The sequence below is a fragment of the Pseudomonas caspiana genome (assembly GCF_040224095.2).
Lineage (GTDB): Bacteria > Pseudomonadota > Gammaproteobacteria > Pseudomonadales > Pseudomonadaceae > Aquipseudomonas > Aquipseudomonas caspiana.
In genome coordinates this window covers 6,197,155-6,223,286 of record NZ_CP167995.1, presented here as the reverse complement: position 1 = coordinate 6,223,286, position 26,132 = coordinate 6,197,155, and the positions used below count along the sequence as shown (strand labels likewise).

The following is a 26,132-nucleotide window of genomic DNA, read 5'->3' as shown; positions in this document are numbered from 1 at the left end:
AGAATCAACCTTTTCGGCGGGGTCGGCGCTAGAATGCGAGGACCATTGACGACAAAGGGACAAGGTTATCATGCGCACAACAAATCGCCTGTTGCTGGCCGGCCTGTTTACACTCTGCCCGCTGATTGCCGTTGCTGCCGATGAAGCACCGTCAGGAGACCCGGAAGTTACAATCCGCACCGAAGGTGACAGGACCATTCAGGAGTACCGCCAGAACGGTTTCCTGTATGCGATCAAGATCACCCCGAAAGGCGGTAAACCTTACTTCCTGGTGCGCGCCGATGGTACAGACGCCAATTTCATTCGTTCAGACCAACCGGATATGCTGATTCCATCGTGGAAAATATTCGAGTGGTAAGGTCCCACATTCACCTTTTTTGCTGGCAGCCCTGATATGTCCGTATTTACCCCACTGGCTCGGCCCGAGCTGGAAACATTTCTCGCCCCTTACGGGCTAGGCCATCTACGTGACTTTCAAGGCATTGCCGCCGGAAGCGAAAACACCAACTACTTCATTAGCCTGGAGCAGGGTGAGTTCGTACTGACGCTTGTGGAACGCGGTCCGGTTCAGGAAATGCCGTTCTTCATCGAACTGCTGGACACCCTCCACGAGGCTGATCTGCCGGTACCGTATGCCTTGCGCACCACGGACGGCGCTGCCTTGCGCGAGCTGGCCGGCAAACCGGCGTTGCTGCAACCGCGGCTGCCAGGCAAACACATCAGCGCGCCGAACACGCAGCATTGCGTGCAAATCGGTGAGCTGCTGGGTCATCTGCACCTGGCGACTCGCGACAAGATACTGGAGCGCAAGACCGATCGCGGCCTAGACTGGATGCTCGCCGAAGGCGCGACACTGATTTCTCATCTGGAAGCCGCACCCAGCGCGTTGCTCAAAGCTGCACTGGAAGAAATCGAACGCTTGAAGCCCAGGATCATGGCGCTGCCTCGGGCCAATCTGCATGCCGATCTGTTCCGCGACAACGCGCTGTTTGAAGGCACGCACCTGACCGGGCTGATCGACTTCTACAACGCCTGCTCAGGGCCGATGCTTTACGACCTGGCTATCGCATTGAATGACTGGTGCTCGGACGAAGAAGGCAAGATCGACGCGCCACGCGGGCGTGCATTGCTGGGTGCCTACGCAGGGTTGCGCCCGTTCACAGCGGCCGAAGCCGAGTTGTGGCCGACCATGCTGCGCGTAGGTTGCGTGCGTTTCTGGCTGTCGCGCTTGATTGCGGCGGAATCCAACGCAGGGCAGGACGTGCTGATCCACGACCCGATGGAGTTCGAGAAACGCTTGGCCCAACGGCAGGAAACGCACCTGCCGCTGCCGTTTGCGTTGTAAATCCACAAAGCTTCAAAGGTCGGCACTGTTAAACCGAATGCCAAGAACCTGTAGGAGCTGCCGAAGGCTGCGAATGGGCAATTCTGACACACCGCCTTCGCAGCCTTCGGCAGCTCCTACAAAAACTATCAACCGACCTCAAAGACTCTCCAGGCACCCCACCAAATCATCACCCAGCTTGTTCAGCAGCAGCTCATAACCGGTCGCGTTTGCCTGAGTATCTCCGCCCAGCGCATCCAGCTCAGCCAGTTTTGCAGGCAGCCCGGCCGTCAGGGTTTCGGCCAGACGTGGACGCAATGGCGGCTCGCTGAATACGCAGGTCTTGCCAACTTCCTTCAGCCGCGCACGCATGGCAGCGACATGCTGGGCACCGGGCTGAACCTCGGCAGCAACGCTGAATACGCCCGCATGCTTGAGGCCATAAGCGTCTTCGAAATAATCGAAAGCCTCATGGAATACGAAGTACGGCTTGCCCGCGATTCCGGCTACACGGCCTTTGATTCGCGCATCCAATGTGTCCAGACGCGCATTGAACGCTTTGGCATTACTTGCATACCGCGCGGCATTGGCCGGATCGGCAGCGCTCAGGTCGGTGGCCATTTTTGCCGCGATCACCCGGGCATTCACCGACGACAACCACAAATGCGCATCGAGGCTACCGGGCCGATGATCGTGGTCATGCTCGTCGTGGCCGTGGTCATCGTCTTCTTCGTGGGACGCGCTGTCTGCGCCGAAGTGGCGCAACTTCAGACCCGGTAGCGATTGCACGGCGACGACCGGCAAGGTCCGGTTTTTCAGGACACGAGGCAGGAAGCCTTCCATGTCCGGGCCGATCCAGTAGAGCAAATCGGATTGCTGCACGCGCCGTACGTCGGATGGCCGCAAAGCATAGTGATGCGGCGACGCCCCTGGCGGCAAAAGCACCTCTGGCGTACCGACACCATCCTGCACAGCCGCAGCAATCAGCTGCAATGGCTTGATGCTGGTGAGGACGCGGACATCGGCCTGAACCGGGGAAATTGTCAGCAAACTTGCGGTTAAAGCGACAAATAGAGCAAAAAGACGGTACACGTGGGCCACTCATAGAAGGCTAGAACGGGTAACATAATAACGTCTCTAGCAATTATCGTCGCCGCCCATGCCTATTACACCGTTGGCCAGTCGCCCTCACGACCACTCCCACTGCGTGCATACCGCGCTTTCCGAAGCCGATACCCTGTGCGCCCAGAAAGGCCTGCGCCTGACTGCCCTGCGCCGTCGCGTGCTGGAACTCGTCTGGCAGAGCCACAAACCGCTGGGTGCCTACGACATCCTCGCGGTGCTCAGCGAAGAAGATGGCCGTCGTGCTGCGCCGCCTACCGTTTACCGAGCGCTGGATTTCCTGCTGGAAAACGGTCTCGTACATCGCATCGCGTCCCTGAACGCCTTCACCGGCTGCAACCACCCGACTCACGTGCATCAAGGCCAGTTCCTGATTTGCCGTGAATGCCACGCCGCCATTGAGCTGCAAAGCCCGACCATCAGCGAGGCCGTGACCACTGCGGCTGCCGACGTGGGCTTTGCGGTCGAAGGCCAGACGGTGGAAATCATCGGGGTGTGTTCCGGCTGCAAGGCCGCCTGATGAGCAACGCGTTGATCAAGCTTGAGCACGTTGGCGTCGCCCTGTCCGGGCAGAACGTGCTGGAAAATATTCACCTGAGCGTCAAGCCTGGGGAAATCGTCACCCTGATCGGCCCCAACGGCGCGGGTAAAACCACGCTGGTGCGTGCGGTGCTCGGTTTGCTTAAACCGGACACCGGCAGCGTCTGGCGTAAACCGAAGCTGCGCGTTGGCTACATGCCGCAAAAGCTGCACGTTGACCCAACGCTGCCACTGTCGGTACTACGCTTTCTGCGTCTGGTGCCCGGCGTTGACCGTGGGGCCGCGCTGGCAGCGCTCGCTGAAGTTGGGGCCGAGAAGGTTATCGACAGCCCACTGCAAAGCGTTTCCGGCGGTGAGATGCAGCGCGTTCTGCTGGCTCGCGCCTTGTTGCGCAAACCGGAATTGCTGGTACTGGACGAGCCCGTGCAGGGCGTCGACGTCGCCGGGCAAGCCGAGCTTTACAGTTTGATTACCCGCCTGCGTGACCGCCATGGCTGCGGTGTGCTGATGGTCTCCCACGATCTGCATCTGGTGATGAGCACCACGGATCAGGTGGTGTGCCTGAATCGCCACGTCTGCTGCTCCGGCCATCCGGAACAAGTTAGCCACGACCCGGCGTTCGTCGAGCTGTTTGGCAAAAACGCGCAAAGCCTGGCGATCTATCACCACCATCACGACCACGCCCATGACCTGCATGGCGAAGTCGTTGAAGAGACCGCCGACCCGGCTGGTCACGCACACACACATGTTCACGGGGACAGCTGCAAGCATGGCTGATTTTCTTCTCTACGCCTTGCTAGCCGGCCTGGCCTTGGCACTTGTTGCAGGACCGCTGGGTTCATTCGTAGTCTGGCGACGCATGGCCTATTTTGGCGACACGCTTTCTCACGCAGCGCTGCTAGGCGTGGCACTGGGCTTTTTGCTGGATGTCAGCCCCACGATTGCGGTGACTGTCGGCTGCCTGTTGCTGGCGATTCTGCTGGTCACCCTGCAGCAACGTCAGCCGCTGGCATCCGATACGCTGCTGGGGATTCTTGCGCCCAGCACGTTGTCTCTTGGGCTGGTTGTGCTGAGCTTCATGCACGATGTGCGCATCGACCTGATGGCTTACCTGTTTGGCGATTTGTTAGCGATCAGCCCTAACGACCTGATCTGGATCCTTGGCGGATCACTGGCAGTGCTGGTATTACTGATAGCACTTTGGCGCCCACTGTTGGCGATTACCGTGCATGAAGAGCTGGCGAAGGTTGAAGGCCTGCCCGTCGCAGGCTTGCGCATGGCGCTGATGTTGTTGATCGCGGTAGTGATCGCCGTGGCGATGAAAATTGTCGGCGTTCTGCTGATTACATCGCTGCTGATCATTCCGGCAGCTGCGGCACAGCGTCACGCCCGCTCGCCGGAGCAAATGGCATTAGGCGCAAGCGTGCTGGGCATAGTCGCCGTGTGTCTCGGGCTGTCGATGTCCTGGTTCAAGGACACCCCGGCAGGGCCATCAATTGTGGTTTCAGCAGCGGCATTGTTTCTGCTGAGTTTTGTCCTCCCCAAACGAGCGGTGTAGACTTGCTCGTTTTTTGCGCAATTAGAGAATCGCAGGAATGAAGCCGTTCGCATCCCGTTATCTGCTGCTTGCCGCATTTTCCGCTCTGTTGGCGGCCTGTCAAAACACGCCGACAGTCGAAGCGCCTGCCCCTGCGACTGAAGCAGACGGCTTCGCGCAGCTTGAGCAGAGCATTACCAGCAATGAACTGGCCACAGCCGAAGACCAGTTGGCCAAGCTGCAAGCTGCAGCGCCAACGGATATTCGCCTTGAGCCGTTCCAGCGTCGTCTGGCAGAAGCGTATCTGAGCCGCAGCCAGATTGGCCTGCAGAAGGGCGACGTCAACGCAGCAGCCACGGCGTTGAGCCGAGCACGAGCCTTGATGCCTAAAGCACCCGCCTTGACCAGCGGCGTCAACGGCGCAATCGCCCATGCCCGCAAAGCCGAGCTGGATCAGGCCGAAGCGGAGTTGAAAGCAGCTGAAGCCAAGCGTGTCGCCAAACTGATTGATCCATCGGCAGAAAGCACGACTATCGAATTGAAGATCGGCGATATGGCGCAACTACGTCGCCAACTGGATGCGATCGCTGCTGATACGGTAGCGTTCAACTGCGTCGTTCTACTGCAAGTACCGCGCACAGACGATTACCCGTGGCTGGCCACTTTGCTGACCAAACGGGTAAACAAGATCAATCCGGATTTTGAACTGGAATTGCGCCGCAAGATTGAGCGCAATGAGTCGGCGACAGTCGTTCTGAAGCCTGCACAGCAATAGCCGAGCCCGCCACGCCTCGGGTCTATGGCACCGCGCTATCTCGCGTCAAACGGTAGATCTGTAGGAGCGCACGAGCACCGCGAGGCCGCGATAGCGGTTTATGAGACAGACCTCCATGGCTGCCTCGCGTTACTCGTGAGCTCCGACAGGATTTACGCAGGAATCGCTTTAGCCTTCGGCTCACGATCCCAGACCCGATGCTGGGCTATCGCGGTGAAGAAAGGCTTGAACGACTTGCTGTCAGACACTTCCAACAGCCCGGCATCCTTATCCAGATGCAGCAGATCAATAATCTGCTTGGCCTCACCACTTACCGAAATTGCCTTGAGGTGTTTGTAAGCCTCGAGCACATAGTGCAACGCGACACCATCGCCACTCAGTGCAGTTACCGAAGCAGCCCCACCTGGAATGAACACTGCGTCGAACGCTACCGACGGCAAGCCTTCCATGGAGGCGTCCACCGGCAGGCTCGCACCGCTGGCAGTTTTCACCGGCGCAGAAGTCGGACCCAGCACCTTGGCGTGAGCACCTTCAGCTTCCAGCGCCGCTTTCATAGCCGCAACAGCTTTGTCGTCGACACCATTGGCCACAAGGATCGCCACTTTGCGCGACACGATATCGCCCGACAGCAGATTCACCTGACTCAACAGCGGCGACTCTTCAAGCGATTGCTTCCTGGACGGCACGGTTGGAGCCGTTGGCGCAGGCAGACCTAGATTGGCGGCGACACGAGCAGCCAATTCCAGATCGATGTTCGCCAGGATCTCGTTCACCTGACGTGCACGAATGTGTTCGCGCTCGACCTTGCCCAACTCGAAGCTGTACGCCGCGATGATGTGCTCTTTCTCAGGGTGGCTCATGCTGTTGAAGAACAGCGTGGCTTGCGAGAAGTGGTCGGAGAACGATTCGCTACGCTGACGAACCTTGTGCGCTTCGATGCGCTCCGGATAGCTTTCAAAACCGCCATCCACCGGGCCAGCCGGGGTTTCTTTCGGCCAGCCGCCGTCAATCGAGTTCGGCTCGTAGGAAGCGCGGCCTTTGTCGATCGTGGTGCGGTGCTGAGCATCGCGCTGACCATTGTGGTTCGGGGCGACAGGGCGGTTGATCGGGATCTCGTGGAAGTTCGGCCCGCCAAGACGGCTGATCTGAGTGTCTGTGTAGGAAAACAGACGACCTTGCAGCAGCGGGTCATTGGAGAAATCGATACCCGGCACGACGTGACCAGGGCAGAACGCGACCTGCTCGGTTTCAGCGAAGAAATTGTCCGGGTTACGGTTGAGCACCATTTTGCCCAGCGGCGTCACGGGTACCAGTTCTTCAGGGATGATCTTGGTCGGGTCGAGAATATCGAAGTCGAACTTGTGCTCGTCCTCTTCTGCCACGATCTGCACGCCCAGTTCCCATTCTGGGTAATCGCCGGTTTCGATGGATTCCCACAGGTCACGACGGTGGAAGTCGGTGTCTTTACCGGCCAGCTTCTGCGCTTCGTCCCATACCAGCGAGCAAACGCCGAATTTAGGCTTCCAGTGGAATTTCACGAAGGACGATTTGCCCTCGGTGTTGATCATGCGGAACGTATGCACGCCGAAACCCTGCATGGTGCGCAGGCTTTTTGGAATGGCGCGGTCGGACATAGTCCACAGCACCATGTGCGCGGACTCAGGCACCAGCGAGACGAAATCCCAGAAGGTGTCGTGAGCGGAGCCACCGGTCGGGATTTCGTTATGCGGTTCAGGTTTGACCGCGTGAACGAAGTCCGGGAATTTGATCGCGTCCTGGATAAAGAACACTGGCATGTTGTTGCCAACCAGGTCGTAGTTGCCTTCATCGGTATAGAACTTCACGGAAAAACCACGTACGTCACGCACGGTATCGCCTGAACCACGAGGACCTTGTACGGTGGAAAAACGCACAAACACCGGGGTTTGCTTGGCCGGATCACGCAGGAAGCCAGCTTTGGTCAGCGCGGCATGGTCCTCGTAAGCCTGAAAGTAACCATGCGCGCCAGTGCCGCGGGCATGGACGATGCGCTCTGGAATACGCTCATGGTCAAAGTGCGTGATTTTTTCACGCATGATGAAATCTTCGAGCAGCGACGGGCCGCGGTCGCCTGCCTTCAGAGTGTTCTGGTTGTCGGAGACCTTCACACCATGGTTGGTGCGCAGCGCCTGCTGGGTCGCGTCGGAGCGAAACTGCTCCAGACTTTCCAGCTTGGCGTTGGTGTTGCTGCGGTCCGGAGTATCGGTTCCTGCGAGTTCGCTTTTTGCTGTTCCTGCGGTATTCGTGGGTTTCTTCGTAGCCATCAGACAAAAACTCCTCAATGACAGTCTGCCCTTTAGCCGGAACCGGCATGGGCTTATAAGCAAAAATCCCTGAAATCGAGCCCAGGGAAATCACGGCACTAAGAAAGTGACTGAGAAGAAAAACAGGCGTTCCGTGTTTTTTTCGAACATCTGTCGGGTGGCGCTCCCAACGGAGCGATTTCTTGTGGGAGCAGGGCTTGCCCGCGATAAGACTGGACGCGATATACCTGATATTTGCGGAGCCTCATCGCGAGCAAGCTCTGCTCCCACAGGAAATCCAGATCATTGCCACCCATCGCCTTATTCCATTTCGATGGGTGCGTTATGAAATAAATGCTAAATCGATTCCGGCGGACAGGCTAAAATGCGCGCCCGGCCTATCCAGCCGATGCCAATCAGCCGGCGCGTTCTGCCGCTGCGCTGAACTTTTAACGCGCCCCACAAGGTTCGCTAAGTGATCGAGTTCCATAACGTCCATAAAACCTATCGGGTGGCAGGCAAGGAAATTCCAGCCCTGCACCCCACCAGCCTGCGCGTCGAAGACGGCCAGGTGTTCGGTCTGATCGGCCACTCAGGGGCAGGCAAAAGTACTTTGCTGCGCCTGATCAACCGCCTGGAAACTCCGAGCGGCGGACAGATAATCGTCGATGACGAAGACGTCACGGCCCTTGATGCCAATGGCTTGCGGCGTTTCCGCCAGCAGGTCGGGATGATCTTCCAGCACTTCAACCTGCTGTCCTCCAAAACTGTGGCCGACAACGTCGCCATGCCGCTGACTCTGGCCGGTGATATGTCCCGCGCCGAGATCGACCAGCGCGTGTCAGAACTATTGGCCCGGGTGGGTTTGTCGGATCATGCGAAGAAGTACCCTTCGCAGTTGTCCGGCGGGCAGAAGCAGCGCGTCGGCATTGCCCGTGCTCTGGCGACCAAGCCGAAAATCCTGCTGTGTGATGAAGCGACCAGCGCTCTGGACCCGCAAACCACGGCGTCGGTCCTGCAATTGCTGGCCGAGATCAACCGTGAGCTGAAGCTGACTATTGTCCTGATCACCCACGAGATGGACGTGATCCGTCGCGTTTGCGACCACGTCGCAGTCATGGACGCTGGCGTGATCGTCGAGCAGGGCAAGGTCGCTGATGTGTTCCTGCACCCGCAGCATCCGACCACCAAACGCTTTGTTCAGGAACACGAGCAGATCGATGAAAACGAGCAGCGCGATGACTTCGCCCACGTCGAAGGCCGCATCGTGCGTCTGACCTTCCAGGGTGAGGCGACCTACGCGCCGCTGCTCGGCACTGTCGCGCGTGAAACCGGTGTGGATTACAGCATCCTGGCCGGACGCATCGATCGCATCAAGGACACGCCTTACGGGCAACTGACCTTGGCCATCACCGGCGGTGACATGGACGCCGCCTTCGCTCGCTTCACCGCCGCGGATGTTCATATGGAGGTGCTGCGCTGATGGACGCTCTACTGACTTTATTCCCCAACGTCGACTGGTCGGAAATCTGGATCGCCACGCTCGATACCCTGAACATGCTTGTCGTTTCTCTGGGCTTTACGGTGCTGCTCGGCTTGCCGCTGGGCGTGATTCTGTTCCTGACTTCGCCACGCCAGTTGCTCGAAAACAAGGGCCTGTATTCAGTCCTGGCAGTGATCGTCAACCTGCTGCGGGCCTTGCCATTCATCATCCTGCTGATTGTGATGATGCCCGTTACCGAGATTATTACCGGCACCACTCTGGGCATCCTCGGCACCTTGCCACCGCTGATCGCGGGCGCAACTCCGTTCTTTGCTCGTCTGGTGGAAACCGCGCTGCGCGAAGTGGATCGGGGCATCATCGAAGCGACTCAGGCCATGGGCGCCACCACGCGGCAGATCATCGTCAAGGCGCTGCTGCCTGAAGCGCGTCCGGGCATCCTCGCAGCCATTACCGTTACGGCCATTGCGCTGGTGTCGTTCACCGCCATGGCGGGTGCGGTTGGCGCGGGCGGGCTGGGTGACCTGGCAATCCGTTACGGTTACCAGCGCTTCCAGAACGATGTGATGTTTGTGACGGTCGTATTGCTGCTGGTGCTGGTGCAAATCCTGCAAACCATCGGCGACAAACTGGTCGCACACTTTTCCCACCGTTAAGTTATTGGCCGATGTCCATCGGCAAAGGCCCGCCACGATGGCGGGCCCTCAAAGGAGTTGATCCATGAAAAAACTGTTGGCCGTATTTGCCGCCGTCGCCGCGTTGTCCGCCCACGCCGATGAAACCCTTAAAGTCGCGGCAAGTGCCGTGCCCCATGCCGAACTCCTGGAGTTCGTGAAGCCGACCCTGGCCAAAGAAGGCGTGGACCTGCAAATCAAAGTCTTCAACGACTATGTGCAGCCTAACCTGCAGGTTGCAGAAAAGCGCATGGACGCCAACTTCTTCCAGCACCAACCGTACCTGGATGAGTTCAACAAGGGCAAAGGCACTGATCTGGTCAGCGTGGCCAAGGTTCACGTAGAACCCTTTGGTGCTTACTCCGACAAGATCAAGAACCTGGCCGATCTGCCGGACGGCGCCAACGTTGCCCTGCCTAACGACGCGACCAACGAAGGCCGTGCGTTGCTGCTGCTGGCCAAAGCTGGCTTGATCACGCTAAAGGATCCAGCCAGCATTCTTGCCAAACCGAGCGATGTGCTGCAAAACCCGAAAAACCTGAAGTTCCGTGAGCTGGAAGCTGCGACACTGCCACGCGTGCTGACTCAGGTTGATCTGGCACTGATCAATACCAACTATGCACTGACGGCCAAGCTCGATCCAACCAAGGACGCGCTGATCATCGAAGGTGCAGAGTCGCCTTACGCCAATATTCTGGTTGCCCGCCCGGACAACAAGGATTCGGACGCCATCAAGAAGCTGGTCGCGGCACTGCAAAGCCCGGAAGTGAAAGCGTTTATCGCTGAGAAGTACAAAGGCGCTGTGGTTCCGGCGTTCTAAGCTGAACCCGCTCCCCTGTAACTTAGCTTGGAATGCATTCCTGTGGGAGCGGTGCTTGCCCGCGATACATGAGACGCAGATAGAAGATACACCGCGTCATCGTTTATCGCGGGCAAGCACCGCTCCCACATAAAATTGCACGGTGTCAGAAACCCCATTACTCACTCCCGCTCCAACAACCCCGGCAACTGCGCCAGCAGCTTCTGAGTGTTGAACGGCGCCCGGATAAAGCCACGCTGATTGCCATCCGGCCCAAGCAACGCAAGGTTGCCGCTATGGTCCACGGTGTATCCCGGTTTGCTGGTATCAGCAGGGATAAACGGAATGCTCACCCCGTTGGCCAGCTTCTGAATATCCGGCACGCTCCCCGTCAATCCCACGAAGTCCTTATCGAAATAGCCCAGATACTGCTTGAGTTGCTGCGGCGTATCGCGAGCTGGATCGACGCTGATCAGCACCACTCGCAACCGGCTCAATACTTCCTTGGGTAGCTCGCTCTTGATCTGGCGCAGCTGGGCGAGGGTAGTCGGGCAGATGTCCGGGCAATAGGTGTAGCCAAAAAACAGCAGCGTCCACTTGTCCTTGAATTCGTTGATCTGTACCGGCTGGCCATCCTGATTGGTCATCATCAGGTCCGGCAACTTGCGGCTTTGCGGGAGCAGAATGATCCCTGCATCGATCAACGCCGTCTGGTCGCCGGAGCCTTTGCCCGATAACACACGATTGACGGTCAGGCCCAAGATCAAAGCGACGATGGCGACCAGGATGAAGACGGTTTTCTGGGTTCGAGTCATAAGATCAACAGTAGTAGTTTTTGAACAGATTGATTGCAGCATGTGGTTGTGGGCACGGTACAGCACATCTCACGTTTTGTTGGCAAACATGCCTTTGGCAGCGCTCATCCAACGGCGCATGACGAGGTGATAACCGTAGAACCGGCTTTGGCCGGGAAAGGCCCCGTACATCCACTATATTTTCGTCGTGAGGAATGCCGCCTTCCCGGTTAGATCCGGTCCCAACAGTCCCCGATGATTCCCAATATGGGGCCTCTGGACGACCGGCGCGCGCACTCGATAATTGATCATCACCATGCTCACCATCAGCCCTGCACCACAGGCGCTATGGGCGATAGCGGTAAGCAGTGGCAGATGAAACAGTACGTTGCTGACGCCAAGGCTGATCTGCATCGCGAGAAGCGTGACTAACAAGGCCGCCATGCCCATAAGCCCCGACTTCTTGAGTTGCCAGGCCAGGCTGAGCAGCGACAGCGTGACCAGTAGCGCGCCGACGCGATGAGTCAGGTGAATCGCCGTACGCGCCTCGCTGTCGAGTTTGCCGCCCAGATAATTGGGCCCGATGTGTTGGGCTAGATGAAAGCCGTTGGCAAAGTCTGCGTCAGGCCACCATTGCCCCTGACACGTAGGCACATCGGTACAGGCTAACGCGGCATAGTTGGCGCTGACCCAGCCACCCAGCGCGATCTGCACAGTTACCAGAAGCAAACCAATGGCAGCCAGGCGCTGAAGCTTTGCAGGCAACTGCGGCCTTACAGCGAAGGCACCACTCAAGCGCAGTGTCAGCAGAAACAACAGACTCAGCGTTGCGACCCCGCCCAGCAGATGTGCCGTTACCACTTGCGGCCAGAGCTTGAGGGTCACAGTCCACATGCCAAATGTGGCCTGCGCAAGCACCACGCCCAACAACAAAAATGGCAGCTTCAATGGTTGACCTGTCTGCCTGCGTCGCCGCCAGGCCTGGCCTGCCAACAGCAGGATCAGCAGCGCCAGCGCACCGGCGAAGTAGCGATGGAGCATTTCGCTCCAGCCCTTGGCGGCATGCACCGGTGTGTCGGGAAAATATAGCTCGGCGTGGGCCAGTTGCAGGTCGTTGCTCGGCACACTGATAAAGCCATAACAGCCTGGCCAGTCCGGGCAACCCAGCCCGGCATGAGTGAGCCGGGTATAAGCACCCAGTAACACCACGAACAGCGCCAGCAGCGTGGCAAGCAGAGCAAGACGAAAACCGGGCCTGGTCATGACGACCTCCTAGCCTATATTCGATAGCTTCAGCAGTTGCCGCAGGTCCTTGAGCAAGTCCTTGCCGTTGACATCAGCGCCGTAGCGCAACACGAGATTGCCGTGGGGATCGACGATCCACAATTGAGGTACTTCAATGCCGGGCGCAGCCTTGTGGTAACGCGGCAGCTCCAGCGGGTAACGTTGCAGTTGCGGGTATTCTCGGCTCAATTGCACGGCGTAATCTGCACTCAGCGGTTGTGCGCTGGCCAGTGCGTGACTGGCGCGAGCGGCATCACGCCCCAGTCCGATCTGGATTTGCCGCGCCAGATACACCAGTTGCCGGCAATCGGCAGCGCAGTCTCCCGGCGCACTGACCAATAGCTGCCAACGCGATTCCTCAGCCTGCACACCCAAGTCAGCGCGGCTCTGACCATTACCGATCAACTGCCCGTGAAAGCTGCGATCCTCCGGTACCCAGAATTTGAACTTGTACATGCTGGTGGCCAGGATCATCGGCCCGACAGCCACTAACACCACCAGAATCAACTGCAATCGTCCCCTGCGACGGTTATGTGGCGAGCGCTGTTCAGACATGCTGATGGTCGTTCCCATGAGGGTTCTCCGGTCTTTTCTTGTTGTGCTTTGCCTGGTGCCAACCGAGATAGAGATAAAGTGCGATCAGCGCGACGGCCATCGAGAACCACTGCACGGCGTAGCCAAGATGCTTTTCTGGACCCATGGCGACCACCGGCCAATCGACTCGATACGCACCGAGTCCCGACTCCATTCGCAGCTCTTGAGCGAAGCCTTCACGACCCAGTTCCGCCCAGAGTCTGGAAGGCTCGATTACCGTGACCAGTCGCGGCCAGGGGGCGTTGGCAGAGTCGGCCTGTAGCTGAAACGTGGCAGGTATCACATAAACCCAAGCCTGCAGGCTGACCGGTTGTGTCGGGGTACTGAATGCAGGTGCGGTCCGGCGATCAGGCCAAGGTAGCCAGCCGCGATTGACCCACACCCAGACACCACTGGCCTGGTCCTGAAACGGCTGGATCAGTTCAACCCCGGCTTTACCTTCGCGGGTGCTGTTATCGAGCAATAGACTGTGCTCAGCATCAAAAGCCCCGCGTAACTGCACACGACAGTACGCAGCATCAGCGCTGTTCAATAATTGATCAATCGACCCGGGTGACTCAGCCTGACGTTCGGCATGGGTCGCGAGCATCACGCGTTTCTGTTCGCCACGGCCCAGTTGCCAGAAGCCAAGGGAAACCAGCACAGGCAACAAGACAAGCACGACGACGCTAGGCAGCAGGCCGGGAGCGAAGTGCTTCATCGCCCGGCCTGCCAAGCGTGATCAGGCCCACCTATACTCCATTGCATCGCGTTGCTCCTGGAGTTGTCATGCTCAAGATAGCGATCGTTCTTCTGCTTATCGCCACCGTGGCCTGCCTGTTCAGTGGCCTGTTCTTTCTGGCCAGAGACGGCAGCCAATCCACCCGTTTGCTGAAAGCCCTGACGTTGCGTGTCAGCCTGGCGGTGGTAACTCTGGCGCTGATTGCCTGGGGGTTCTATAGCGGCCAGTTGGTGTGACCCACCCCTGTAGGAGCTGAGCTTGCTCGCGATGCAGATGCCAGATTTCTCAGGCTAACCGAGTTATCGTTTATCGCGAGCAAGCTCGGCTCCCACAGGTTTAACCAGGCTCAAGGTCTAGACCACATACACAAATACAAACAGCCCGACCCACACCACATCCACAAAATGCCAATACCAACTGGCCGCCTCAAACCCGAATTGATGCTGCGCATCGAAATGCCCGCGCAGGATGCGCATCAGCATCACGAACAAGATGATCGTGCCGATGGTGACGTGAGCGCCGTGAAAGCCGGTGAGCATGAAAAAGGTCGCGCCATAAATGCCGGAGCCCAGCGTCAGGCCGAGCTCCTGGTAGGCGTGAACGTATTCCTCAACTTGTAGCGTCAAGAAGCTCAAGCCCAACAAAACCGTGATCGCCATCCATGTCTTCAACGCGCCACGATGGCCGCGCTTCAAGGCGTGATGAGCAATGGTGATGGTGACACTGGAGCTGACCAGCAGAATCGTGTTGATCAGCGGTAACTTCCAGGGATCGATCACGCCCTTGGGCGCGGGATAAAGCTTCGGGTCTGGCGTGTCCAGCATCGGCCAGGTGTACTGAAAGTTCGGCCACAGCATGTTGGCAATGCCTTTGGAGCCTTCGCCACCCAACCACGGCCCGGACCAGTAACGGATGTAAAACAGCGCACCGAAGAAGGCGACGAAGAACATCACTTCCGAGAAAATGAACCAGCTCATGCCCCATCGAAATGAGCGATCCATCTGCGCGCTGTACAACCCGGCGCGGCTCTCCCTTATCACCGTGCCGAACCAGCCGAAGAGCATGTATGCCACCAGCAGACCGCCCACGATAAAAATCCATGGCCCATGTGAGTCCGGCCGTGCGGCCTTCAGGTCGTTGAACCAGGTGCCCAGGCCGTACATCGTTATCAACAGCCCGACGGTGGCAATAATCGGCCATTTGCTTTGTGCCGGAACGTAATACTGCTCGTGAGCGGCCATCAGGCTCTCCTCGCTAACCCCCGCTTTTCGCTGCGGGTGGTTTGCTGGCGGTAACGTTGAACAGGGTATAACCCAGCGTCAGCTGATTCACGTCCTTGGGCAGGTCGCGATCCACGATAAAACGTACCGGCATTTCGATACGCTCTCCCGGCTGCAACACTTGCTGGGTGAAGCAAAAACATTCGGTCTTGTGGAAATACACCGCTGCCGACCCAGGGGAAATGCTGGGCACTGCCTGAGCGGTCATGGGCCGGTCAGTCGGGTTTTGAGCAACGAACAACATCTCGTTGACGGCACCGGGATGCACTTGCAACTGGTCAGCCTTGGGATAAAAACCCCAAACCATATCCACGGCATTGGTCGACAAGAACTGCACCCGCACCTGACGGCTTTCATCAACCTGCTGCGAGCCCTGCCAGGCATCGCCAGTCTTGCCGTTGATACCGAACGCCTTGCACATCACGTCGTAAAGCGGCACCAGAGCAAAGCCGAAGGCGAACATCACGACGACTACCAGCAGGAGACGAGTGATCAGTTTTTTCTGAGAGCGAGCTTCATTCATGCCAACACACCCTCGACTTGGAATGCGGCCCTGTGGGAGCTGGGCTTGCCCGCGATGCAGATGCCACATTTCGCAGGCTCACCGCGTTATCGTTTATCGCGGGCAAGCCCGGCTCCCACAGGATCTGCATCAAGGCACGCATCTTCATTTCACCTCCGGCGGCGTAGTGAAGGTGTGATACGGCGCGGGCGAGGGGATGCTCCATTCCAGACCTTCAGCGCCGTCCCAAGGTTTGGCTGGCGCCGGTACGCCGCCGCGAATGGTCTTGATCACGATGAACAAAAAGAAAATCTGCGTCGCACCGAAGGTAAACGCACCTATCGAGGACACCATGTTGAAGTCGGCGAATTGCAGGTTGTAGTCCGGGACGCGGCGCGGCATGCCTGCCAAACCGACAAAGTGCATCGGGAAGAACGCCATGTTCATGCCCACGAAAGACAGCCAGAAATGCAGCTTGCCGAGGGTTTCGTCGTACATGTGTCCGGTCCACTTGGGCAGCCAGTAGTAAGCCGAGGCGAAAATACCGAAGATCGCACCGGGTACCAGCACGTAATGGAAATGGGCGACCACGAAATAAGTGTCCTGGTACTGAAAATCGGCGGGAGCGATGGCCAGCATCAACCCGGAAAATCCTCCAATACTGAACAGAATCACAAAGGCCACGGCGAACAGCATCGGCGTCTCAAACGTCAGCGAGCCTTGCCACATGGTGCTGACCCAGTTAAAGACCTTCACACCTGTAGGCACTGCGATGAGCATAGTCGCGTACATGAAGAACAGCTCGCCCACCAACGGAATGCCCACCACAAACATATGGTGCGCCCAGACCATGAACGACAAAAAGGCGATGCTCGCCGTGGCGTAGACCATCGAGGTGTAGCCAAACAGCGGCTTGCGCGAGAACGCCGGGATGATTGAACTGACCGCGCCGAACGCCGGCAGGATCATGATGTACACCTCCGGGTGGCCAAAAAACCAGAACACATGCTGGAACAACACCGGATCACCGCCGCCCGCAGCATTGAAGAAGCTGGTACCGAAGTGGATGTCCATGAGCATCATCGTCACGCAGCCGGCCAATACCGGCATCACCGCGATCAGAAGAAATGCGGTGATCAGCCAGGTCCAGACGAACAATGGCATCTTCATCAGGGTCATGCCGGGGGCACGGAGATTGAGAATCGTTGCAACCACGTTGATTGCGCCCATGATTGAGCTAATGCCCATCATATGAATGGCGAATATGAAAAACGTCACGCTTTCAGGTGCATAGGTCGTGGACAGAGGCGCATAGAACGTCCAGCCAAAATTCGGACCGCCGCCGGGGCTGAACAGGGTCGAGACCAGCAGCGCGAAGGCGGCGGGCAGCAACCAGAAGCTGAAGTTGTTCATCCTTGGCAAAGCCATGTCTGGCGCGCCGATCATCAGCGGGATCATCCAGTTGGCGAGACCGACGAAGGCGGGCATGACCGCACCGAAGACCATGATCAACCCGTGCATGGTGGTCATCTGATTGAAGAATGCTGGCTCGACGATTTGCAATCCCGGCTGAAACAGCTCGGCGCGAATCACCATCGCAAAGGAGCCACCCAACAGAAACATGGTGAAGCTGAACCACAGGTACAGCGTGCCGATGTCTTTGTGGTTGGTGGTCAGCAGCCAGCGCATCAGGCCTTTGGCAGGGCCGTGTACCGCGTCATGGCCAGAAGCGCCATGATCGTCGATGACGGTGCTCATGAGTTGTCTCCCGCGGTGCCGACAAAATCTTTTTGTAGGAGCGCACGAGCACCGCGAGGCCGCGATAGCGGTGTATCAGGCAGGACGCCATCGCGGCCTCGCGGTGCTCGTGCGCTCCTACAGAATTTGTGTTGGTTATTCATTTCTGCGCCTCTTTCAGCGCCAGCACATCCTTGGGCGTGACCATATCGCTGGTGTTGTTGCCCCAGGCGTGGCGCTCGTAGGTGATCACTGCGGCGATATCGACTTCCGATAACTGCTTGCCGAACGCCGCCATGGCGGTACCCGCTTTACCGTTGAACACGATATTGAGGTGGGCGTCCTTCGGACCGGTGGCGATTTTTGATCCCTTGAGCGCCGGGAACAGCGGCGGCAGACCTTGACCCTCCGGCTGATGACAGGCCACGCAAGTGGTGTGATAGACCTTGTCGCCCCGCGCAACCAGCTCTTCGAGGGTCCACTCCTTGCTGGTCAGTTCCTTGAGCCTGGCGCTCTCCTCTTTGCGCCCGGCCAGCCAGGTGTCGTAATCGGCCTTGCTCTTGGCTTCAACCACGATGGGCATGAAGCCGTGATCCTTACCGCACAGTTCGGTGCACTGCCCACGGTAAATGCCCGGCTTGTCGATGCGGGTCCAGGCCTCGTTGACAAAACCGGGGATGGCGTCGCGCTTGACCGCAAAGGCCGGCACCCACCAGGAATGAATGACATCAGCGCCGGTCACCAGAAAGCGGATTTTCTGCCCAACCGGGACCACCAGCGGCTGGTCTACCTCCAGCAGGTAGTGCTCACCTTTTTCATCGCGGTTGTGAATCTGCTCAGCCGTGGTCGCCAGATTGCTAAAGAATTCGACGTCCTGCCCCAGGTATTTGTAATGCCACTTCCACTGATAGCCGGTGATCTGGATGTCCAGATCCGACTCAGTGTTGTCGTACATTTCGATGAGGGTTTTTGTCGCAGGAATGGCCATTGCCACCAGAATCAGCAGCGGCACGATGGTCCAGAGGATTTCGACGGTGGTGTGTTCGTGAAAATGCGCCGCGACCTGCCCGGTAGAACGCCGATGAACGATCATCGACCAGAACATCGCGCCGAACACCACGATGCCGATCACCACACAGATCCAGAAGATGGTCATGTGCAGATCGAACACCGCATTACTGACCTGTGTCGCTCCAGGCGCCATATTCGTTGTCCAGGCGCCGTGCGCCTGATCGAATACCGACCACAACAGGAGCAACATCCAGACTCGTGGATGTCGCATCATTGCGGGCTTCCCCATTGTTCTTATTCCGCAGGTTCGTACCGGCGGTGCAGGGCGTGTGAGAACGTAACGAGCGAAGGCAAGACAAGGCAAAAACAGGCGAAAAAGCGAAGTTCAGGTGTGCTAAATGAGCATTTTTCGCCTGTTTTTAACGCAGTATTGCCGAGCGCAGTCGTTTTCACGCGTCATGCTGGGGAGTGGGCTGCCACTTCAGTTACACCAGAGCCGCGCAGGCGGTCATCAGCCAACTTCCGTCAGAACCGAGTATAGACAGGGCCACGAGGCGTGCAACGCGCTGGCAAAATCCGGAAAATGGTCTACACAGATGCGCAGCCTCGAAAATAAAGAGGCATTAATGGCGCAAATGGCGTTTTTAATAGCCAATGCACATATATGTGAATTTGTTATGACAAATACGTCTTAGCCTTTCGCTGAGGCAGGCTAACGTATGGTCTCCCCTTTCCGTACCCTGGTTTTCCGCCTTCAGGAGCGTTCATGAACACCGCCGCTTTGCGCGAGCAGATCCAACGTGCCCACCAGCACGAGGCCGAGACTGGCCAACTATTGCGTCAACTTGAAACCCAGTTACCGCACCTGCACCCAGCCATCCATCTGCCGGAAGTCGATGCGCGTGGCGTGCTGACGCGCTTCGTCACCGCCTATATCGATCTGGTGCCGGACTTGCTGGACGCTGCGCATGAAGTCGCCGTAGAAGCCGGCATCGAAGGACAGATCAAACCGGTACTTAAAATCGCTGAGCATTTCTTCACCGCGCCACCCGCGATCATGGACGGCCACGAAGGCCTGGACAGTCTGCTGGACGAAGCCTATCTGGCGCATCGGCTGGTTGAGGAAGTGAATGATCTCTACATCAAGCATTTCGCCCGCCCGCTGATCCCCTCCAACACCGTGGTCGCCAGCGTTATCGCCCACCAGTTGATTGGTGAGTCATTCGCCAACCAACTGGACGAAGCGGTGCATCACGCGGTGGATCAGTTGCTTGATGAAGAAAGCTTTGAGCTGGAATCCGTAGAAGCCTACCGCGACCGCCTGAGCAGCCCGGACACCGAAGCCGCGTGGAAACGCTGGCCGTGCCTGTCGCGGCAATTGGGGCTTGGGCTGGATCTGGATCGGGGGTAAGAAAGCCCCCCTTAAATCCTGTAGAAGCGCACGAGCAACGCGAGGCCGCGATAGCGTTCGCCATCGCGGCCTCGCGTTGCTCGTGCGCTCCTACAGGGTCGGGTTCAGTTGATGCTGACGACCTCAAGCCTGCGAGGCCGCTGACCCGATACCGGTAGTCGTCGTCAACCGACCTTCCAGCCTGCGCTTCAACCCACGCGATTCGATGATCAGACGCGAGCCTTGAGCAGCGTTGGCGCGACCCCACTCTTCCAGCAGCTCAAGGCAGGAATGGTCGATGTAACTCAGGTTGCTCATCGGCACATAAACCTTGCTGCCCGCCGGAATAGTCTCCAGCACTTTGGTCAGCGCCGGGACTTTCAGGAAGGTGGCGGACCCCACCATGCGCAGTTCAAACTCGCCTTCAACGTCCGTGGGTACCAGATTGATCTTCAACCGCGCAGCCTGCAGCGCCAGTTTGACCAGAGTCAGACCGAAACCGACCAGTACACCCGTCAGCAGATCCGTGAAGATGATCGCCGCAGCGGTAGCCGCGTAAGTGAACATCGGCATCCGGCCATAACGGCCCAGACCACGAAACGCCTTGAGGTCCACCAGCTTGCAACCGGTGTAAACCAACACACCCGCCAGACTCGCCACCGGAATGCTTTGCAGCACGCTGGACAGCAACAATACGAACGCCAGCAGCCACAAGCCGTGGAACATCGCCGACATACGTGTCTTGGCTCCCGCCTGAACGTTGGCGGAACTGCGCACGATCACGCCCGTCATTGGCAATGCGCCCACCAGACCGCAAAGCACGTTACCGACGCCTTGGGCACTCAGCTCTTTATCGAAATCCGAGCGCTGACCGTCATGCATGCGGTCTACCGCGGCTGCCGAGAGCAAGGTTTCGGCGCTGGCAATAAAAGCGACAGCGAAAGCAGCGATCAGAATCGCCGGATCAGCGAGGTTCATCAGGTCGGCAGGGCGCAACCAGTCGATGGCTTCTGCGAGGTTATCCGGCACTTCCACACGCTTGACCTGCATCGCCAGAGCGATACTGGCAAAGGTCGCGAGGCCGACACCCAGCAGCGCACCCGGTACGAAGCGCAGCGACTGAGGACGAAACTTGTCCCACACCCACATCACCAGGATCGTACCCAGACCGAGGGCACCTGCCTGCATGCCGCTGCCCGGGCCGATGGCCTGAATCAGGGTAGAAGGGAAGCCAACCAGGTTATCCAGACCGGACGGTTTAGGCCCGCCATCAAACATGACGTGCGCCTGAGAGAGCACGATCAGCACACCGATACCGGCAAGCATGCCGTAAACCACCGCCGGGGCTGTGACGCGGAACCAGCAACCGAGCTTGAAACGCCCCGCAAGGATCTGCAGCACACCCGCCAGCAGCAGGATCGGACCGAGCATGGCCATGCCGTGTTCGCGAACCACCTCGAAGACCAATACCGCGAGGCCTGCAGCCGGACCGCTGACTTGCAGCGGTGAGCCCGCCAACCAACCCACCACCAGGCCGCCGATGATGCCGGTGATCAGTCCTTTGGCCGGTGGCATACCGGAAGCGATAGCGATCCCCATACACAGGGGCAATGCAACCAGAAAAACGACTACGGAAGCGAGAAGCTCTCTGGGCAAAACGGATTTCAATTGAGCGAGGCCCATGATGACTCTCCGGTATTCTTCAGACGTGACGACGCCTCACGGCGCGCTTTGAGCGCACCGTCAGGTGTCTGAACGAGGTGAAAGTCGCGTTTTTAGTAGCGAGACTTCGGCGTGGCCACCGGTGTCGGATGATCGCCATCCAACGCCAGGAAGCGACCTTTTTCGGCATCGTAGGCTTTGATGCCACAGGTTTCGATGTCGTACACCCAGCCATGGATGAACAACTCACCGCTGGCCAGCTTCGACGCTACCGATGGGTGAGTACGCAAGTGTTGAAGTTGCGCGATGACGTTCTCTTCGGTGAGGACGTGCATCGTTTCTTTTTCGCCGGTGCAACTGCAGTTGTCTTCAACCACAGTACGGGCAACCTCGGCATGTCGCAGCCAGGCTTTGACCGTCGGCATTTTTTCCAGCGTGTGCGGGTTGAGAACAGCGCGCATGGCGCCGCAATCGGAGTGACCGCAGACGATGATGTGATGAACGCCCAATGCCATAACGGCATATTCGATGGCAGTGGAAACACCACCGTTCATGGGACCGTAAGGCGGGACTACGTTACCGACGTTACGCGTCACGAACAGGTCGCCTGGCGAGCTGTTGGTGATGAGCTCCGGCACAATCCGGGAGTCGGCACAGGTAATGAACATGGCACGCGGCTGCTGGGCCGTTGCGAGTTTCTTGAACAGTTCTTCCTGCTCAGGAAAAACTTCAGAGCGAAAACGTTTGAAGCCTTCAACAATGTGAGCCAGCGCTACGTCGGAAGTTTCGGCCTCAGGCTTAACGTCTACCGACGTAGCTGAAACCTGCTTATCCATGTCACTCATGTCTAATCCTCTTTGACGGATTGATGTGGATTTATTGCTGCCACCCTAACTACAGGCATCGCTTCCAAATCCATTTGCCCGCGCCCAACGGGGTGATGCAGATTTACAGGCTAACCGTCAAAACTTAACTGAAACTGAATGTAGCGCTCTGGATCAAGGGTTACAGCCCAACGGCATTAGTGGCATTTGAGTGGCCTGCAACCCTGATTTTGTCGTTATCCCTCGCAAACGCTACTGAAAGCCTCGACGACCTTCGGCAGATTTTGCTCGTTCAGCCCGGCCATGCAAACCCGGCCACTGCTGATCAGATAAACGGCGTGCTCGTTTCTCAGTCGGTCAACCTGTGCACTGCTGAAACCTGTGTAACTGAACATGCCACTCTGCGTGAGGATATAGCTGAAGTCGCGCTGTGGCATTTTTTCCTTGAGGGCTGCGACCAGTTTCACGCGCATGTCGATGATCCGCAGACGCATGGCTTCCACTTCAGCCAACCACTGGCTGCGCAGCGCTGGGTCGTTAAGTACGGCGGACACGACCAGCGCGCCGTGTTTCGGCGGGCTGGAATAGTTGCGGCGGACAGTGGCCTTGAGCTGGCCCAATACCTTGTCGGCCATGGCCGCATCAGGGCAGACGATCGACAAGCCGCCGACCCGCTCGCCGTACAGCGAGAAGATTTTCGAGAACGAGTTGCTGACCAGCACCGTCAGACCGGCATCGGCCATGGCCCGAATCGCATAGGCATCTTCACTCATACCAGCACCGAACCCCTGATAAGCAGTGTCCAGGAAAGGAATCAGCTTGCGGGCTTCGATCAGTTCAATGAGCTGATCCCATTGGGCAATGGTCAGGTCCGCGCCTGTCGGGTTGTGGCAGCACGGGTGCAGCAAGACGATGCTGTGCGCAGGCAAATCCTGAAGCGCAGCAAACATGGCGTCGAATTTCACGCCACCGGTCGCGGCATCGAAATATGGGTAGGTGTTGACTTTGAAGCCTGCGCCGCCGAACAACGCGTGGTGGTTCTCCCACGTCGGATCGCTGACCCAGACCTGAGAATCCGGGTAAGCCGACTTCAGGAAGTCCGCGCCCACTTTCAATGCCCCCGAACCGCCAACGGTCTGGATCGTTGCGATGCGCCCGGCCAGCAGAGCAGGGTGCTGCTCGCCGAACAACAATGCCTGCACGCCCTGACGATAAGGAGCAAGGCCTTCCATCGGCAGATAAACACAAGGCGGCTGCTTGCCTTCGAGCAATTGACGCTCGGCTTCCACTGCCGAGGCCAGACGCGGGATTTGCCCTTGCTCGTCGTAATACAGACCGATACTGAGATTGACCTTCTCGGCGTTCGGATCTTTTTGATAAGCGTCCATCAACGACAGGATCGGATCACCGGCATAGGACTCAACGTGGGCAAACATGGCAGACAACTCCTGATGAAAAGCGCGTGGGCAGGGCTCGGGGGCGACATAACGAGGTAGGCGAGCATTGGACAATACAGCCGAAGCTCACACAACAAGCGCGCATCGTACACAAAGCATGATGATTACGCATATAAAGCTTTAAAAACGCACGAATCGCGCAATAAGAAAACCAAAAACGCACCAGCCGTGTACACAAAGCCCTGAAAATGAGTCAACACAGTGCGACTTGCTTCAGGCGGTCCCGATATTGTTTTCCTTCAAGCGTTCCAGCACCACCGACGTCTTGAGATGCGAAACACAATTCGTCGCAGAAATCCGGGCCATCAGCTGATTGAGGCTGGCGAGGTCGGCCACTGCGGTTTTCAGGTTGTAATCGGCATCACCCGTTGTCTTGTACGCGTCGATGATTGCAGCCTCGCTGGCAATAAAACCCTGAAAGCCTTCCGAGTGCTCGGGACGGTGGCTGATCAACTTGACCTCGACCATCGCCACCACCTCCAGGTTCATGGCCTGCGGGGCCAGCCGCGCATGGTAGCCAAGGATCAACTGCGCTTGCTCCAGAGCGATCCGACGCCGCGAACACTGGGATGCGGATAACCCGATAAGGTCACTGAGCTCCTGATTGGTCAGGCGCCCGTTGGCCTGCAACAGGGTCAGGATCTTCAAATCAAAATCGTCGATCTCGTTGACTTTCATGGTCGGGTAATCCGTCGGAATTCAAAGGCTTCGGACGCAAAGCCTAACAGTTTATGCTTGACGCTTGGCCAATGGCGGGTAGCCTGCGTCATCCTTTTGCAGCGTATGAGAAAAACCAAAGGCTGAGGTGTGGCACCTGTTTTGCAAAATGCCCTCCGCAGCCGGCAATTGGCGGCTTGTATCTACTCGGTATCTTCACCTGGGCCAGGACCTTTTATGAACGAACAAAAATCTGCCGCTCACCTGCATCGCGGGCTCAAGAATCGGCATATCCAGCTGATCGCCCTGGGCGGCGCTATCGGCACCGGACTGTTCCTGGGCATTGCGCACACCATCAACATGGCCGGCCCGTCGGTGATCCTCGGTTACGCCATCGCTGGCATGATCGCGTTTTTCATCATGCGTCAACTGGGCGAGATGGTCGTGGAAGAGCCTGTCGCAGGCACTTTCAGTCACTTCGCCAATCGTTACTGGGGTCGCTTCGCGGGGTTCATGTCGGGCTGGAACTACTGGGTACTTTACGTGCTGGTGGGCATGGCCGAGCTGACTGCCGTAGGCCAATACGTGCAGTACTGGTGGCCTGAGACACCGACCTGGGTGTCCGCAGCGATCTTCTTCGTCGCCATCAACCTGATCAACCTGACCAGCGTGAAGATCTTCGGTGAAATGGAGTTCTGGTTCTCCATGATCAAGATCGTGGCGATCATCAGCATGATCGTCTTTGGCGCCTGGCTGCTGGCCAGCGGCACTGGCGGACCTGACGCGAGCGTTGCCAACCTTTGGCAATACGGCGGCTTCTTCCCGAATGGCATCAGCGGGCTGGTGATGGCGATGGCCTTCATCATGTTCTCGTTCGGCGGCCTGGAGCTGGTCGGCATCACCGCTGCCGAGGCGGAAAACCCTAAAACCAGCATTCCCAAGGCGACCAATCAGGTGATCTACCGCATCCTGATTTTCTATGTCGGCGCGTTGGCAATCCTGCTCTCGCTGTACCCTTGGCAGAAAGTCGTGACTGGCGGCAGCCCGTTCGTGCTGATCTTCCACGCGCTGGACAGTGATCTGGTCGCTACGATTCTCAACGTCGTGGTCCTGACCGCAGCGCTGTCGGTCTACAACAGCTGCGTTTACAGCAACAGCCGCATGCTCTTCGGTCTGGCCATGCAGGGCAATGCGCCCAAGGCTTTGCTCAAGGTCAACCGTCGCGGCGTGCCACTACTGGCGCTGGGCGTATCGGCCACTGCCACCGGCCTGTGCGTGCTGATCAACTACCTGATGCCCGGCAAAGCTTTCGAACTGCTGATGGCGCTGGTGGTGTCCGCACTGGTGCTGAACTGGGTCATCATCAGCATCACCCACCTGAAATTTCGCAAGGCCAAACGCGAAGCGGGTGAAATCACTGAGTACCAAAGCTGGGGCTATCCGCTGACCAACTATGTGTGCCTGGTATTCCTGCTGGGCATTCTGGTGGTCATGTACTTCACGCCGGGCATCTCGCTGTCGGTATTCCTGCTTCCAGCGTGGCTGATCGTTCTTGGAGTGGCTTACCGGATCAAGATGCGTAAGGCGAAGGCATTGGGGCCTGAGCTGAAATCGCATAAGTCTTGAGTTGCAATGCAGCCCTTGTGGGAGCAGAGCTTGCTCGCG

27 protein-coding genes are annotated in these 26,132 nt (G+C 57.9%); 13 read left to right on the top strand and 14 right to left on the bottom strand.

What is annotated here, in order from left to right; all coding sequences use genetic code 11:
- The first annotated feature begins 70 nt into the window (after nt 1-70).
- Entirely contained in the window at nt 71-358 is a 288-nt protein-coding gene (locus ABRP31_RS28075) for a DUF2782 domain-containing protein (RefSeq protein ID WP_087271453.1), read from the top strand.
- 36 nt (nt 359-394) lie between these two features.
- Complete coding sequence (locus ABRP31_RS28070; protein WP_087271449.1) at nt 395-1,345, top strand: homoserine kinase; 951 nt, start codon at nt 395-397, stop codon at nt 1,343-1,345.
- A 138-nt stretch (nt 1,346-1,483) separates the two neighbouring features.
- On the opposite strand, the gene ABRP31_RS28065 is transcribed toward ABRP31_RS28070, so the two are convergent.
- Nucleotides 1,484-2,416, bottom strand: a complete 933-nt coding sequence (locus tag ABRP31_RS28065) for a zinc ABC transporter substrate-binding protein (protein WP_372489274.1) — start codon at nt 2,414-2,416, stop codon at nt 1,484-1,486.
- A gap of 67 nt (nt 2,417-2,483) precedes the next feature.
- Between ABRP31_RS28065 and ABRP31_RS28060 the strand changes: the two genes are divergently transcribed.
- From ABRP31_RS28060 to ABRP31_RS28045, 4 genes are read left to right on the top strand one after another with little or no spacing between them, the layout of a single operon-like run.
- Entirely contained in the window at nt 2,484-2,966 is a 483-nt protein-coding gene (locus ABRP31_RS28060; RefSeq protein ID WP_087271443.1) for a Fur family transcriptional regulator, read from the top strand.
- The gene (znuC, locus tag ABRP31_RS28055) at nt 2,966-3,763 is read left to right on the top strand and encodes a zinc ABC transporter ATP-binding protein ZnuC (protein WP_349971243.1); all 798 of its coding nucleotides are present in this window, start codon (nt 2,966-2,968) and stop codon (nt 3,761-3,763) included. Before ABRP31_RS28060 ends, znuC begins: the two co-directional genes overlap by 1 nt.
- Entirely contained in the window at nt 3,756-4,544 is a 789-nt protein-coding gene (znuB, locus tag ABRP31_RS28050; RefSeq protein WP_087271438.1) for a zinc ABC transporter permease subunit ZnuB, read from the top strand. Before znuC ends, znuB begins: the two co-directional genes overlap by 8 nt.
- Before the next feature lie 37 nt (nt 4,545-4,581).
- Nucleotides 4,582-5,298, top strand: coding sequence for a PA5502 family lipoprotein (locus ABRP31_RS28045; protein ID WP_349971242.1), 717 nt, complete (start codon nt 4,582-4,584; stop codon nt 5,296-5,298).
- A gap of 152 nt (nt 5,299-5,450) precedes the next feature.
- Here the strand turns inward: ABRP31_RS28045 and katE are convergent, their stop codons facing one another.
- Nucleotides 5,451-7,601 carry a catalase HPII gene (gene katE, locus ABRP31_RS28040; protein ID WP_349971241.1) on the bottom strand — a complete coding sequence of 717 codons (2,151 nt, stop codon included), beginning with the start codon at nt 7,599-7,601 and terminating at the stop codon, nt 5,451-5,453.
- A 454-nt stretch (nt 7,602-8,055) separates the two neighbouring features.
- Between katE and ABRP31_RS28035 the strand changes: the two genes are divergently transcribed.
- From ABRP31_RS28035 to ABRP31_RS28025, 3 genes are all read left to right on the top strand, one after another.
- On the top strand, nt 8,056-9,063 hold the full coding sequence (locus tag ABRP31_RS28035; RefSeq protein ID WP_349971240.1) for a methionine ABC transporter ATP-binding protein: 1,008 nt from the start codon (nt 8,056-8,058) through the stop codon (nt 9,061-9,063).
- Nucleotides 9,063-9,737, top strand: a complete 675-nt coding sequence (locus ABRP31_RS28030; RefSeq protein ID WP_349971239.1) for a methionine ABC transporter permease — start codon at nt 9,063-9,065, stop codon at nt 9,735-9,737. The genes ABRP31_RS28035 and ABRP31_RS28030 overlap by 1 nt, the downstream gene beginning before the upstream one ends.
- A gap of 64 nt (nt 9,738-9,801) precedes the next feature.
- Nucleotides 9,802-10,575 (top strand): MetQ/NlpA family ABC transporter substrate-binding protein, encoded by a 774-nt coding sequence (locus ABRP31_RS28025; RefSeq protein WP_087271420.1) that lies wholly within the window; start codon nt 9,802-9,804, stop codon nt 10,573-10,575.
- 161 nt (nt 10,576-10,736) lie between these two features.
- Here the strand turns inward: ABRP31_RS28025 and ABRP31_RS28020 are convergent, their stop codons facing one another.
- The 4 genes from ABRP31_RS28020 to ABRP31_RS28005 form a co-directional block, all read right to left on the bottom strand.
- Nucleotides 10,737-11,369 (bottom strand): SCO family protein, encoded by a 633-nt coding sequence (locus ABRP31_RS28020; protein ID WP_349971238.1) that lies wholly within the window; start codon nt 11,367-11,369, stop codon nt 10,737-10,739.
- Nucleotides 11,370-11,543: 174 nt separating this feature from the next.
- A complete protein-coding gene (locus ABRP31_RS28015; RefSeq protein WP_349971237.1) occupies nt 11,544-12,611 on the bottom strand; it encodes a COX15/CtaA family protein in 1,068 nt (355 codons plus the stop codon).
- Between the two features lie 9 nt (nt 12,612-12,620).
- Nucleotides 12,621-13,187, bottom strand: coding sequence for a hypothetical protein (locus tag ABRP31_RS28010; protein WP_372489487.1), 567 nt, complete (start codon nt 13,185-13,187; stop codon nt 12,621-12,623).
- Nucleotides 13,180-13,926 (bottom strand): SURF1 family protein, encoded by a 747-nt coding sequence (locus ABRP31_RS28005; protein WP_349971235.1) that lies wholly within the window; start codon nt 13,924-13,926, stop codon nt 13,180-13,182. The genes ABRP31_RS28010 and ABRP31_RS28005 overlap by 8 nt, the downstream gene beginning before the upstream one ends.
- Nucleotides 13,927-13,994: 68 nt before the next feature.
- Between ABRP31_RS28005 and ABRP31_RS28000 the strand changes: the two genes are divergently transcribed.
- Nucleotides 13,995-14,183: a twin transmembrane helix small protein gene (locus ABRP31_RS28000; protein WP_349971234.1), complete on the top strand. Its 189-nt coding sequence runs from the start codon at nt 13,995-13,997 to the stop codon at nt 14,181-14,183.
- A gap of 117 nt (nt 14,184-14,300) precedes the next feature.
- On the opposite strand, the gene ABRP31_RS27995 is transcribed toward ABRP31_RS28000, so the two are convergent.
- The 4 genes from ABRP31_RS27995 to coxB all read right to left on the bottom strand — a co-directional run bounded on the left by ABRP31_RS27995 (nt 14,301) and on the right by coxB (nt 18,751).
- The gene (locus ABRP31_RS27995; protein WP_349971233.1) at nt 14,301-15,188 is read right to left on the bottom strand and encodes a cytochrome c oxidase subunit 3; all 888 of its coding nucleotides are present in this window, start codon (nt 15,186-15,188) and stop codon (nt 14,301-14,303) included.
- A gap of 13 nt (nt 15,189-15,201) precedes the next feature.
- The gene (locus ABRP31_RS27990; protein WP_087271398.1) at nt 15,202-15,750 is read right to left on the bottom strand and encodes a cytochrome c oxidase assembly protein; all 549 of its coding nucleotides are present in this window, start codon (nt 15,748-15,750) and stop codon (nt 15,202-15,204) included.
- A gap of 144 nt (nt 15,751-15,894) precedes the next feature.
- On the bottom strand, nt 15,895-17,487 hold the full coding sequence (ctaD, locus tag ABRP31_RS27985) for a cytochrome c oxidase subunit I (RefSeq protein ID WP_349971232.1): 1,593 nt from the start codon (nt 17,485-17,487) through the stop codon (nt 15,895-15,897).
- Nucleotides 17,488-17,626: 139 nt separating this feature from the next.
- Nucleotides 17,627-18,751: a cytochrome c oxidase subunit II gene (gene coxB, locus ABRP31_RS27980; RefSeq protein ID WP_087269632.1), complete on the bottom strand. Its 1,125-nt coding sequence runs from the start codon at nt 18,749-18,751 to the stop codon at nt 17,627-17,629.
- A gap of 124 nt (nt 18,752-18,875) precedes the next feature.
- Here coxB and ABRP31_RS27975 point away from each other — a divergent pair, with 124 nt between their 5' ends.
- Complete coding sequence (locus tag ABRP31_RS27975; protein WP_349973835.1) at nt 18,876-19,172, top strand: hypothetical protein; 297 nt, start codon at nt 18,876-18,878, stop codon at nt 19,170-19,172.
- A gap of 71 nt (nt 19,173-19,243) precedes the next feature.
- A complete protein-coding gene (locus ABRP31_RS27970) occupies nt 19,244-19,888 on the top strand; it encodes a hypothetical protein (RefSeq protein ID WP_087269628.1) in 645 nt (214 codons plus the stop codon).
- Between the two features lie 123 nt (nt 19,889-20,011).
- On the opposite strand, the gene ABRP31_RS27965 is transcribed toward ABRP31_RS27970, so the two are convergent.
- From ABRP31_RS27965 to ABRP31_RS27950, 4 genes are all read right to left on the bottom strand, one after another.
- Entirely contained in the window at nt 20,012-21,550 is a 1,539-nt protein-coding gene (locus ABRP31_RS27965) for a SulP family inorganic anion transporter (RefSeq protein WP_349971767.1), read from the bottom strand.
- Between the two features lie 92 nt (nt 21,551-21,642).
- Nucleotides 21,643-22,374: a carbonic anhydrase gene (locus tag ABRP31_RS27960; protein ID WP_087269625.1), complete on the bottom strand. Its 732-nt coding sequence runs from the start codon at nt 22,372-22,374 to the stop codon at nt 21,643-21,645.
- A 215-nt stretch (nt 22,375-22,589) separates the two neighbouring features.
- On the bottom strand, nt 22,590-23,789 hold the full coding sequence (locus tag ABRP31_RS27955; protein WP_349971766.1) for an amino acid aminotransferase: 1,200 nt from the start codon (nt 23,787-23,789) through the stop codon (nt 22,590-22,592).
- 234 nt (nt 23,790-24,023) lie between these two features.
- A complete protein-coding gene (locus ABRP31_RS27950; RefSeq protein WP_349971765.1) occupies nt 24,024-24,488 on the bottom strand; it encodes an Lrp/AsnC family transcriptional regulator in 465 nt (154 codons plus the stop codon).
- Nucleotides 24,489-24,704: 216 nt separating this feature from the next.
- On the opposite strand from ABRP31_RS27950, the gene ABRP31_RS27945 reads away from it, so the two are divergent.
- Nucleotides 24,705-26,093 (top strand): amino acid permease, encoded by a 1,389-nt coding sequence (locus ABRP31_RS27945; RefSeq protein WP_349971763.1) that lies wholly within the window; start codon nt 24,705-24,707, stop codon nt 26,091-26,093.
- Nucleotides 26,094-26,132: the final 39 nt, after the last annotated feature.